This window comes from Periweissella fabalis (genome assembly GCF_012396505.1).
Lineage (GTDB): Bacteria > Bacillota > Bacilli > Lactobacillales > Lactobacillaceae > Periweissella > Periweissella fabalis.
Map to the genome: position 1 here is coordinate 468,358 of NZ_JAAXPN010000001.1, position 12,661 is coordinate 481,018.

The 12,661-nt window shown below is 34.8% G+C and carries 11 protein-coding genes; 2 read left to right on the forward strand and 9 right to left on the reverse strand.

Annotation, left to right across the window (positions count from 1 at the left end):
• Positions 1–155: 155 nt before the first annotated feature.
• Together HF964_RS02420 and HF964_RS02425 are read right to left on the reverse strand one after the other, a co-directional pair.
• Positions 156–1,637 (reverse strand): SEC10/PgrA surface exclusion domain-containing protein, encoded by a 1,482-nt coding sequence (locus tag HF964_RS02420; protein WP_168721448.1) that lies wholly within the window; start codon positions 1,635–1,637, stop codon positions 156–158.
• 123 nt (positions 1,638–1,760) lie between these two features.
• Complete coding sequence (locus HF964_RS02425) at positions 1,761–2,972, reverse strand: hypothetical protein (RefSeq protein WP_168721449.1); 1,212 nt, start codon at positions 2,970–2,972, stop codon at positions 1,761–1,763.
• Positions 2,973–3,068: 96 nt separating this feature from the next.
• On the opposite strand from HF964_RS02425, the gene HF964_RS02430 reads away from it, so the two are divergent.
• The gene (locus HF964_RS02430) at positions 3,069–3,782 is read left to right on the forward strand and encodes a sulfite exporter TauE/SafE family protein (RefSeq protein WP_168721450.1); all 714 of its coding nucleotides are present in this window, start codon (positions 3,069–3,071) and stop codon (positions 3,780–3,782) included.
• A gap of 228 nt (positions 3,783–4,010) precedes the next feature.
• On the opposite strand, the gene HF964_RS02435 is transcribed toward HF964_RS02430, so the two are convergent.
• From HF964_RS02435 to HF964_RS02445, 3 genes are all read right to left on the reverse strand, one after another.
• Positions 4,011–4,283 (reverse strand): SemiSWEET family transporter, encoded by a 273-nt coding sequence (locus HF964_RS02435; RefSeq protein ID WP_210726985.1) that lies wholly within the window; start codon positions 4,281–4,283, stop codon positions 4,011–4,013.
• A gap of 257 nt (positions 4,284–4,540) precedes the next feature.
• Positions 4,541–5,494, reverse strand: a complete 954-nt coding sequence (locus HF964_RS02440) for an alpha/beta hydrolase (RefSeq protein WP_168721452.1) — start codon at positions 5,492–5,494, stop codon at positions 4,541–4,543.
• A 48-nt stretch (positions 5,495–5,542) separates the two neighbouring features.
• Positions 5,543–5,713, reverse strand: a complete 171-nt coding sequence (locus tag HF964_RS02445; protein ID WP_168721453.1) for a hypothetical protein — start codon at positions 5,711–5,713, stop codon at positions 5,543–5,545.
• A gap of 208 nt (positions 5,714–5,921) precedes the next feature.
• Between HF964_RS02445 and HF964_RS02450 the strand changes: the two genes are divergently transcribed.
• A complete protein-coding gene (locus HF964_RS02450; RefSeq protein WP_168721454.1) occupies positions 5,922–6,941 on the forward strand; it encodes a linear amide C-N hydrolase in 1,020 nt (339 codons plus the stop codon).
• 32 nt (positions 6,942–6,973) lie between these two features.
• On the opposite strand, the gene HF964_RS02455 is transcribed toward HF964_RS02450, so the two are convergent.
• From HF964_RS02455 to HF964_RS02470, 4 genes are read right to left on the reverse strand one after another with little or no spacing between them, the layout of a single operon-like run.
• Positions 6,974–8,134 carry a mannitol-1-phosphate 5-dehydrogenase gene (locus HF964_RS02455; RefSeq protein ID WP_168721455.1) on the reverse strand — a complete coding sequence of 387 codons (1,161 nt, stop codon included), beginning with the start codon at positions 8,132–8,134 and terminating at the stop codon, positions 6,974–6,976.
• Positions 8,135–8,146: 12 nt separating this feature from the next.
• Positions 8,147–8,590, reverse strand: a complete 444-nt coding sequence (locus tag HF964_RS02460) for a PTS mannitol transporter subunit IIA (RefSeq protein WP_168721456.1) — start codon at positions 8,588–8,590, stop codon at positions 8,147–8,149.
• Between the two features lie 27 nt (positions 8,591–8,617).
• Entirely contained in the window at positions 8,618–10,591 is a 1,974-nt protein-coding gene (locus HF964_RS02465) for a BglG family transcription antiterminator (RefSeq protein WP_246220234.1), read from the reverse strand.
• Positions 10,592–10,620: 29 nt separating this feature from the next.
• Positions 10,621–12,432: a PTS mannitol transporter subunit IIBC gene (locus tag HF964_RS02470; protein ID WP_168721458.1), complete on the reverse strand. Its 1,812-nt coding sequence runs from the start codon at positions 12,430–12,432 to the stop codon at positions 10,621–10,623.
• Positions 12,433–12,661 lie beyond the last annotated feature (229 nt).

Consider the following 12,661-nt stretch of genomic DNA (forward strand, 5'->3'; position numbering starts at 1 on the left):
GTGGTGTTTCGTTCCCCAAATGATATGACAATTTAGACTATATATGGGGCAACGATCAAAAAAATAGGTCTTTCGTCACGATTTTTTAAACCCGTGATAAAAGACCTAAATACAATAAAATTATTTACCTTTTGTAACGGCTAAATTTAAATTAACTACTTGAATACCCCTTGTTTTTCGTCAGGCATTAGTGCGTGCATAGTTGCGATATGAAAGGCACCATATTTATCAGTGGCTAGACCAAGATATGAAGTTTGACGTGAAATCAAGCTACCATTGTTATCTAAATCTAATAAGTTCTTTTCATGTCCATAATTATTTACCCCACCATCATCATACATCATCCGAACAATATCAAAGGCTAGACCAAGCTTAGCAGTTGCCATATTTGAACCATAATGATTAATTAGATATGGTACAGCAACATCTAATGTATAAGACATGCATTCACCATCCAAATTGTATTTACCAAACTGTGCATTAGCATTATTGAGTGCATTAAAATCATGAGGAGCTGTAACCGGATGATTAAATCCATGCCAGTTATCCAAACCATAATTTTTAGCAACAGTAGCAGCTTCATTTTGGCTATCACCAGTTACACTTAGAAGTGTTTGCCCAATTTGTGCTCGCACCGTGTTTACCATTCCTGCTGCAAAATTAGCTAAATCGAGTGCTTGACTAGCAGTTAAATTAGTTGGATTAATTGGGGTATTAACATCATTTTGACTTGGTTTAAAATAAAATGATTCTGGAATATTAGTAATCCCATCACCATAATTACCCATCAAATCAAAGACTGGGCTTTGATCAAATGATGTATTATCAAAGATAACTTTACCACCATTTTTAATATTACTAAATTTAGAAATTGAAATTGAGGTCCCACTTGGCTGCGTATAAGTTAAACTTGGCAAACTAGGTGTTAAGTTCAAACCAGCATTATGTAATACCTTAATTGCATTATTAACATCCCACTGTGTTGCATTAGGATTAACCAATGTCCAAGATCCATAGTTAATCTCATTTTTAAGAACTTTAAATGAGTATGGTGTATAGTATTGAGCTTGATAACTCGTTGAATAACCTAGTTGCGTCCTAAGTGGCACCAATGAAACTAGATTTAAGCCAGCATTATGCATCTGCCAGATAATATTGTCTACATCAGCTTGGGTTGCTTGTGGATTGTTATATATTGCTCTTCCCTGTCCTAAAAGCCTTTGAAGGTTGGTAAAAGATAACTTGGTATAGTTACTAGCATTATATGAACTAGACCAACCAATCTGTTGTTGTAAACCACTTTTGTTAACCCCGACTTGGCGACGCATGTTATTAATTGCTCGTTGTAATGTATTAGTTGCTTGGTTAACTTGCCATTGATTAGCATTCCATTGATTGTTAACTTTACGAGCATTATTTAATGCTGCTTGCAACTGATTAAACGTTGATGCTGTCCAATATTGACTATGAAATTCTTGTGCTTTGTTAATTGCTTTAACTAAAGTCCATTTATTCGATGTTGCAGCATAAACTTTATTTGACGTTGCTTGATTGTCCGCTACAAAAACACTTCCTGTTCCAACAGCTAAAAAAGCTGCAGACAGCATTGTTGCTTGTAAAATTCTTTTCTTTATCATTATATCGTGTAGCCTCATAACTTTATATATTATAGGTCTATAGTATACTATTTTTCAGCCTAATCGGGGGTATTTATTTTATATTTTTATTGAATCATCAAAAATATAATTAGAATTCTAGCTTTAATCTTTTTTTGTATCACGTAATACTTTAACCGCACTTGCAACCCCTTCGTCAGTATTAAATTTATTAAAATTATCTGCAACCTCATCAATAATTGCCGTTAAATACCTATCAAGTATCTGTAACCCACTCTTAAAGACGTATACATTATCACCATGCAAAATTCGTGATCGAATGTTATATAACTCATTAATATTTTCTTCAATAGTATTTAAATCTTCTAGCTCAGCATGCGTTTGATGTTTTTCTAATAGCATCACAATCCCATGTACCAGTTGATTACCGATACCTTCACGGACCTCACGGGGTGGTTGTTCTAATAATGCCTCCATCCCCGCAATTAATAATGTAATTTTTTGTTGGTTATCCATATCTAAATATGCTGTTGCTTGCTTATCAAGTGCTGTTCGTAAATTTACTTCACTTTTAGTTAAAGGTGTACGATTAGCAATTTTTTTACTAATTAGTTTCAATGATTTTAATAAACTATCCGTTTGCGTTATTGTTTTGACAAAATCTTTATACGGAAGTAATTGTTTTTGTGGTTGATCCACGCGATGATAGCCATCATAATGCCCGATTGCTAAGGCATATAAATGCTGGATTTCTGTTATAGTGTTAACCTGAAATAAATAGCTACTTTTTCTAATATTGCCTGTCTTAACTGTTAGATAATTTACAATCACTTGTGCTGAACTTATAGCAATTGTTATCGCTTCTTTTAGATAAAAAGCGGATACTTGTATTTTAATCACGGGAACTTGTAGTGAATCATCAAAAAATTCTTTTTCTGTTTCCTTTATATCAAACTGTTTACATAGTTTCGCAAAATTTTGTCGCCATTCATCACTTGTCATAAATTCAAGCGCTCCGACTTTTAAATTTTTGGTTATCACTACTCCACTAATTGGCAAAAAAACGTCATAAACACTATACTTTCGGTTTGTAATGCGATCTTCAAGTATTGCTGCCATATCAGTAACTGATTCTACACCAGTATAATGATCTTCCCATAAGTTAAGTATAAATCTCCTTAAAGCATCTTCATTAAAAAAGTCATCCGTTTGATTTTCTTTTAGATTACGGATGCATACTAAAACATCTTGTAGTTGGTCAGGATTATAATTTCTAATCCCCCTAATACTTTGTTTATTTGAATCTTCGATCAATAGACAAAGTGCGTGAAATAATTCAGAGCCTTCCACTTGCATATAATGTCCCCCCTAAAGTAATTATTACTAGTTTGAGTTTAATATTTATCTGGTATAATCACAAAAGATAGATACTAATTATATTTAGGAGAAACAATGTTAACCCCACTTATTTATATTATTTTTTTAGTTGGTGCCTTTGTGCGTTCATTCTTTGGTTTTGGAGAAGCTTTAATTACCACGCCATTATTATTACTTGTAGCATATAATATTCATAATGGTATCGCTATCATTGGAATCATGGGCTTATTATTAGCTTTACCAGGTGCTATCCGTAATTACAAAGCAATTGACTTAAGATTATTAATGAAGCTTTTTACTGGTGCAGCAATCGGTGTTCCATTAGGATTATTATTTCTAAAATTCGGTAGTTTAACTTCTTTAAAAATATTTACTGGCCTTTTTTTGATTTGCTATGGACTGTTTAATTTATTTAATTTTCAAACTGCAAAGTTAAAATTGAAAATCCCACAAATTTTAGTTGGCTTGATTTCAGGGTTCCTTGGTGGTGCAATTAATACACATGGAGCCCCCGTTGCTATATTTGGTAATCTTTCCAAATGGACCTTTACTTACTTACGTGCGAACTTACAAACATATTTTGCAGTTGTTGGCTTTTTCATTGTTATTGGTCAAGGAATTAGCGGCTTTTGGAATGCTGAAGTTTTAAAGACATTACTATTGTTATTACCTGGCTTTATCGTTATCATTATTTTGGTAGAATGGTTATTAACCAAGGTACAGCCACAGTCTTTTGACAAATTTTTATATAGTTTCTTATTATTATCTGGTTGCTTATTATTCTTTTAGTTTTAGTAAATTAAAACAGGTTAAAATCACATTTGATTATTGCCTGTTTTTTTATTTGGCATACACAAAAACTTTATAATCAAGTTATATAGTAATAAATGAATAAAAAAACAGACTTTCACTTTGAAGTCTGTTTTTAATTTTTGTATATTGAAAATTGCATTTTTTATTATGCTTTTTGACGCTGATTACATTACAATTCGAATCAAATCTGTTTCACAATTTAGTCTAATGGATAAAAACTGTGATTACTGTGAACACTCCAAAAAATATGCCAGGAACATTTGAAATTATTACTGGCCAATCTTTTTTTGCCTTTAACCATCCATAACTTGTCCATAGGCTTGCATTTATTGCAGCCACTAATGGTTGAAGCGGTGATACTGGATTTCCAGTAAAGTTAGCAATAATTTGTGGGATATATGACACATACATTGCAATGCATGTTATTGTTGCTAATCGACTAATTAATTTTAAAAAACGCTGTCGATCAATATCCATAGTATTCTCAGTTTCTCGTGAGGATTGGGGTACATTGTTAGCATTATTCATGTTCTTAAAACTCCTTTATCAACAAATCAATTTACTTTGATTTAACGCGTCATTCGTTTTTCATCACTCTCATATGCCTAAATAATTTGATAATAAAAAATGTAATATAACTATTATTAAATTATAACATATATGTAAAAACTATACAAAAAGCACGAAATAGCCGCTACTATTAGCGACTTAATCCGTGCTTTTTAAATTGTATATTATTTATTTTGAAGTAACCACGATTGTCGATTAGCGTATATTGATGACAAATATGGTGCAACTCCGAAAGTTTCAAATGCATGCGGTAAGCCTTCATAAACATATAGCTGACAATTTACACCAGCTTGACTAAGATTGCTAGCGAATATTTGATCTTCTTTTGCAAAGATATCACAGTCACCAACTTCAATATAAGTTCGTGGAAAGATTGTGTAATCTTGAGTATGCATTGGTACGACTGAGCTTGGTAAAGTTTCATCCCCTATCCGATCCTTTAGCAGCCCTTTCCATCCCATGGCATTCATCTGTGGAGTCCATGTTATTAAGCCAGTTAATTCCGGTTGGTTTAGAATTGTAGCATCATCTAACATTGGATAGATTAGCATTAATTGAGCAATTGACCAATGATGCTCATAAGCAAATGGTATTAATCCCGCCGCTAGACAACCACCAGCACTAACACCAACTATTTGAATTTTATTAATGTCAATGCCAAGTTCAACCTGATGTTTAATAACCCATTGTAATCCAGCTAATGCATCAGTTACTAGATCATCAACATTATTATTATCTGGTGCCAGGCGATAGTCTAGTGATAGCAACGGTGTATTGGCTAAACTGGCATAATCCCGAGCTCCTTGATCATCTTGGTTCACCGTACCACTGATGAGGCCACCGCCATGAATATATAAGATTAGGGGTTGCTTATAGTGTGTGAGACCATCTGGCCAATACAAACGCGAGACTAATTGATAGCCATCTCGAGCATGATACATAACATCTTTTACATGAAACTGAAGTTGTAAAACACGGTAACGCTTAATTTTAGGTAGTAACTGCTGCAGTAAATGATCTCGTTGAGCAATTAGTGATGGCTCTTTAGCATCAAGTAACGGTAATAATTTTAAAATTTCAGGTTTCCCCGCTAATAAATCCGGATTTAAACTTGGCATTTTGGACCTCACTTTAACGAGCCTTTATGTCAAATATTGCATGCAATATTAGTGCATATCACGTGAATGACGTGGTCCGCCAGCCGAAGTATTTTCAAATGCTGCCCGATTGTAGTCAGCAAGTGATTTTTTATCTAAGCGCGTGAAGAAAAACCAGTTGGGAATAGCATTTGTGAAAGCAACAAAAATAGTTGATAGAAAGCGTAAAAATACATTCATATTCAGACCCTCATTTCCTAATTAAATACTGACTTTATGTTGTAAGAATAATAACCCTTTCGCCATATAAATACAATCTTTTTCCTTCTCTTTGGTAAATTTTTCTTATGCTAGCTTTAATGTTATTCATAAGCCTTTAAATTTGAATTTATTAGTTAAACTCTTATAATTATCTATATACTATGTGATATCTAAAGGAGGAAGATTTATGTGTACTGCAATTAAATTAACCGCGACTAATGGTGATATCTTTTTTGGTCGAACAATGGATTTAGCATTACCAATGTTTGGTGAGGATGAAGGCATGCTCCCACCTGGACGAATTATTAATATCCCTGCAAATGTTGAAGTGCCAAGTCAATTCCGTAACTGGCAAGCTAAATATGCGATGGTTGGGATGGCAGCTGATCAAACTGCCTTCATCTATGATGGGATTAATGAGCACGGTTTAGCTGGTGACACACAAGTATTAATGGAATGTACTTGGAAAGATGAAGCTGACTTTGCTGGAACTGATTTAACACCGGTTATTGGTGAAGAATTTGTTGGTTACATTTTGACTAACTACAAATCTGTCGCTGATATCAAAGCTAACATTGACAAACTAGCCCTAATTAAATACGCCTTGGATTATCAAGGCCATCCAATTAACTACCCTCTTCACTATGTCTTCACTGATCCAACGGGTGCCGGTATTGTGCTTGAAGCTGTTCACAATGGTGAATTTAAGGTCTATGACTTTGTAGATGTTATGACTAACAGTCCTGAATACGACTATCATTTAACTAATATCCGTAATTATATTGGTATTACTAATATTGATCACCCAAATGACCGGCAAATCAACAATAAAACACTACACCCTATTGAAGCTGGTACGGGTTACGGTCTCTTTGGTATTCCTGGTGACTATACTTCACCATCGAGATTTGTCCGCAGTTTCATCTATTCAAACTTAATGGATAAATTTGATACTCAAGACGGTATCGCCCAACTGTACGCGGCTTTTCGTCCCGTTATCATTCCACGCGGTCTTGAATACAAAACACCTACCACCCAATTATCTGATTTCACACGTTATTGGGTCGGTTATGATTTAACTAACAAAACTCTATACGTTCAATCCGGCCGAGCCCTTGCATTTACTAGTAAGACTCTTGACCCTAACCTTGATCACATTACTTACGAAGAAATTGATTTAACGAACCACGTTCATAGTTTAAATTAAAAAAATACCAGCTGCGGCTGGTATTTTTTTAATTAATTTTTGACTTTTAAGTTAGCTTTGACAGCTGCTTCTAATTTTGAAATTAAGGCTACGTCAGTCACACTAGTAACATCTTTAATGACATCAGTTAAGGGTGTTGATAATAGCTTAGCTTGCAATTCAACGGCTTGTTGATCATTTTTATCTTGGTACGTGAAGATTTTGCCAACCGTCGCAATTAAGGTATCACATGGTAAATTTCGTGCATTTAATTCGCGAATTGGGCGAATAAAACGTTCATCATACCCAAGTTTACGAATTGGTGTCCGACCAACACGTGTGATTTTATCAACAATATATGGGTTCGCAAAGCGTTCGCAAATCGTATCATGATAAGCAACTAAATCAGTTTCCGTAAAATCAAACTTAGCTAATAACAAAGCGCGAATTTCAGCCTGTACTTGACGCAAAGTTGCCATAATATCGGCATTTGTTAAAGCTTCAGTAATTGTTGTATAGCCAGCTGCTGCCCCATTATATGCTACAGTAGCATGACCAGTGTTAACTGAGAATAACTTCCGTTCGATAAATGGTTCTAAATCGTTAGCATAGTGAACACCTTTGATTTGAAGTTCTTTGTTCTTCATTTGACTTTCATCAACTACCCATTCACAGAATGGTTCCACAATTACATGTAATGGATCAATATTAGCTTGATTAGGGACAATTCGATCAACAGCTGCATTTGGGAAACCAATATACTGATTAACGTATGTTAAATCTGCTTCATCAAGATATTCTTTAACTTTACTCAAGAAGAATTGACTACCGCCAATCATGTTTTCACAAGCAATCACATCTAATGGAGTCGCATTATTTGCAATGCGTCGTGCATGAATTCCTTGGGCCAATAATTGTGCGATAAATGGTAAAATGTTAGGACCAATTGCCGTTGTAACTACATCAGCATTAACAATTGCCGTGATAACTTCTTCTGGCTTTTTCGCATTGTTAATACCACGAACATTGTTAACATGAATTGATTCGTGGGCATCAGATGCTAATTCAATATCATATTCCTTTTGGGTATTGAGTGCATCGATAATCGTTTCATTAACATCAACAAAGGCAATTTCAAAATCATTTTGGTGCAAAATTTCACCAATAAAGCCGCGGCCAATATTACCGGCCCCAAAGTGTACTGCTTGTTTCATTTTAACTCCTCCTTAAGCTTCAACAGCTTCTAATAAATTAACAATTTCATCAACTGAGGTGGCATCAGCCAGCTTAACTACATTATCAACGTCGGCACAAAAAATTGATATTTTTTGAATAAGCTCCAAGTGCTCATTACCAACACCAGCAATACCAAAAAGGATTGTTGCGACTTTGGTGGTATCATTTTCGCTTCCAAATTCAACACCACGCGGTACTTGAACAATGGTAATTCCTGTCTTTTTAACTTCACGTTTAGCTTCATCGGTTCCGTGGGGGATGGCAATAAAATTCCCCATATAAACAGATAATTCTTCATTTCGCTTGATCATCGCAGGTACGTATTCGGGTGAAACATAGCCCCCTTCAACTAATAAATTCCCACAATACCGAATTGCATCTTCTTTATTATCAAAATATTGATTCAATTTAACTAATTCTTTTTGAATATGCATGTGTGCATCTCCTTATTTTATCTTCTATTAAACATTACCTGCTAAGGCACCATAATTTTGTAGTGCCTCATTAATTATCTTATTTAACAATTCATAAATAATTTCATAATTACCAGAACGATAAATGGCAGTATACAAGGAATATTCTATGATTGAACTTGTAATACGCCCAAGAATACTATTAGTAATGTCATTCACATTTTGGGGTGCAATTAAAACTAATATTCGATTAACTGTCATTTCTTGCTTATCACTACCTAGAACAGCTATTGCTTGATTTAAATCAACAATTGCAAAATATGGTTTCACAATGTCAGCAGAAATCCCATGAACTAAGGCGATATTAGTCCCAGGAATACCAAAAGGTGTTTCAGTAAAACGCTTTACTAATACTTTAACCACTTCTGCTTGACGTTTGATCCACGGAATATCTGCTACGATTGCGGCAACTGTCCCTTCAAAGTCAGCAGGATTCATTAGTTCTTTAATATTAAAATCAGTAATTATTTGCTGTGACTGTTGTAAAAAGTCTTGAATATTTAAAAATTCACGTTTGTGTTGATTTTGCCGTGGATGCCGATCCATTCGAGCACGTATTTTACGAATTGCATGTGCAATATCGTTAAAGTTACTAGCTTGAAAATCAGGATCAACTTTAATAAAATCTTTTCCCATCTCTTTGGTAGTAAACACAATATCGTAATCATTAGCCATATCTTGACTAAAATTACTTAGTTGTAGAATTTGAATCGATTCAATAAATGGAAATTGAGTTTTGAGTGTTCGAGCAAAAAATTCTGCAGAAATTCGTCCACGATCAGTCACCAAAGCTGCTTGCATTGGTAGTACTACACTAGAACGCTCAAGCGTACTAGTGAAATGCAGAGTTACAAAAGCAATTTCATCTAGTGGGAATTGCTTGCCAAAAACTTTAGTTAGTGCCTTGTCTATGACTGCAAATAAACGAGCATGTTCAACTTGAATTGACTGAATAAAAGTTGATTTTTCGTCTTCAAATAGTTGAGGCACGATGAAAATACTCCGTAAATGTGCATTCAATAGGCTAAATAAAGTGTTATCGCGAACAAACTCAATATTGACTTCATCGGAAACTACAGTCACTAATTGGCGAACTTTATTGATAAAATCAGCATCGTACTTTTCAGCAAATAATAAGTTATCGTTTTGTTGAAAATATAATGAATCTGTAATTGTTGCCAAGTATAGTATTTCTGGTAATTTAAGCCAGTTACCAGGCAAATGACTAGCGATGCGAGTCACAAATTCTAAAGCATCCTTACTAGGGTGACGTTCATCATCCGCAGGTATTAAATTACCCGTTTTAATCCGTAATAACGTCGTGACAAAGAATAATCTAATTAATGCTTGTGTACGATCGGATAAATTACTCATATCTTCAGCATCAAAAGCACTGTTAATCGCTGCAAATTCATCATATGATAATCGGTTAACTATTTTATTATCAGCAAATATTTTAGGTGACATTTTTAATATTTCAAGTGTAGTTAGACTTTTCTTCAAAGCAGATACCATTAATGAACGTTTAGTAAATTCGCTACCAACAATATGCAATCCTTTATCTCTTGATAACTGTGCAGCGTTTCGTTGCATATTTTGTTCAATTATCTTTAGATCAGCGGTTGCTGTTGGCTGCGATATACCAAAATGTGTCATAATTTGTGTTAACGTTGTTTGATCCATTAATAGCAGAATTAATTCCGCAACATTACGACTACTTTGCGTCCATTCAATTATTTTTTCAGCATGCTTAAATGCTGAAAAATCACCTTGCAACTGATATTTATTATCTTCTTTTACTAGAAACGCCCCATATCTTGTTAATGAAGCTTGTAAATTTTGTAAATCACGATAGAGTGTGCGACGACTCATTTTAGTTACATCTAGTAAATTTTTGACCGTCTGAGGGCCATTTTGTAAAAGAACATCTATTATTTTTTCTTCACGTTCTGTTAACCACATTTCTGGCACAATCTGGCCCTCCCTTATCATTATTTTTCATGCATTCTTTTAATCATCTTGTCGTATTGGGTTGTAGTAATTAAACTTGATACTGCTACATTTTGTGCACGCGGAGCATATTTGCTAACTTGATCCGCAAAATCAAGTGTTGTTACGACCATGATATTTGGTGCATTGTAGCTTGCAAGTGCTTCAAATTGTACATCTGAGATTGGAATATTCACATTTGAACGGTCGAAAATAGCCTGTAGTACCGCTTTACCCATTGTTGCCGAACCAATATGATCTTCGTCACGAGCAAAAACTACTTCATCAATAACGTTTAAATCAACATCACAATCAATTTCTTGTTTTGTATTAGCAGTATTAGCACCCATGGTCTGAGATGATGTCATATTATTAGCTTGACTTAACATATTAACAATTTCATCATATTTTGGTGAGTTAAGAAAATTTGAAACTGCAACACGTACAGAACTTGGGGCTTTTGTCGCTGCTCGGTCAGCTAATTCTTCTTGCGTAACCACTAAAGTATCAGCACCATCAGTTAGGTTACTAATTGCCCGGTTAGTAACCTCAATTCCTAACCCAGCTTTTTTTACCTTATCTCGTAAAATTGAAGCTCCCATGGCTGATGAACCCATTCCTGCATCACAAGCAAAAATGATGTGTTTAATGTCAGCCATATCATCAGTAATTGTCGTTGCCTTTGTTGCATTTTGTCCCTTTGCGACGGCTTTAGCATCAGCCATATGGGCTTGTGCTTCAACTAATTGTGTATCATCAACTAATGATTTATCACGTTTTAATATTATTGCGGCTACTAGGAAACTTACCGCAGTGGCCACGATTACTCCGGCCCAAACACTCAAAATATTTTGTATCCCAGCTGGGGCAGCAACCCCCGTGATTGAAATAATTGATCCAGGTGATGCTGGTGCAACCAAACCACTTCCTAAGATATTATTCGTAAAGGTTCCTGATACCCCACCGGCAATAACTGCAAAGAACAAAGCCGGTTTCATCATTACATATGGGAAGTAAATTTCATGGATTCCACCAATAAATTGAATTAAGATGGCCCCTGGTGCAGTTGCTTTAGCACTACCTTTACCAAAAATCATAAAAGCAATTAAAATTCCAAGGCCAGGTCCGGGATTGGCTTCAAGTAAGAAGAGTAATGACTTTCCAGCTGTTTTAGCTTGTTCAAGTCCTAGTGGCGTTAAAATTCCTTGATTAATAGCGTTATTCAAAAATAAAATTTTGGCTGGTTCAATGAAGACATTGGCTAATGGAATTAAGTGTGTAGCAATTAAGAAATCTACTCCTTTAGCCATTAATTGTGTTAATAAAGCAACAAGTGGGCCGATTAACTTGTATGAAATTAAAGCTAAGAAAAATCCGACAAAACCAGCTGAAAAGTTATTTACTAACATTTCAAACCCAGCTTTAATATGGGGTTGTACATACTCATCAAACTTTTTCATTAACCATGCCCCAAGAGGCCCAATAATCATAGCTCCTAAAATCATCGGAATTCCTTGGGTATCTTGGGCAATTTGAATTGCTCCAAAGGCACCAATAGCACCTACGATACCTCCACGGTGTTCATAAATATTTTTACCACCAGTATAGGCAATCATTAATGGAATTAGGTAGGCCAACATTGGCCCAACTAGATGTGCAAATCCTTTATTAGGTAGAAATCCCGCCGGAATAAAGAATGCTGTTAATACCCCCCATGCGATTAGTGCTGGTATGTTGGGCATTACCATACTTGATAATGCAGTCCCAAGCCGTTGAATCTTAACCTTCAACGATGTTGTTTGTTTTACTTGCATAACAATTAATCCTTTCAAATAAATTTATAATAACTTACCTTATGAATTAATTGTAACCGCTTACATAATAACATGTAATATAAAGAATGGCACACAAGTTTGTGACAATTCTTTGTTTTTTCACTATCAAGAATAGCTTAATACCAGTTTATAATGATATTAATTTCACAATATCACTTGTGAAATTAGGCATATATCCAAGGAACCATTATTATTTAGCGTTTTAAAA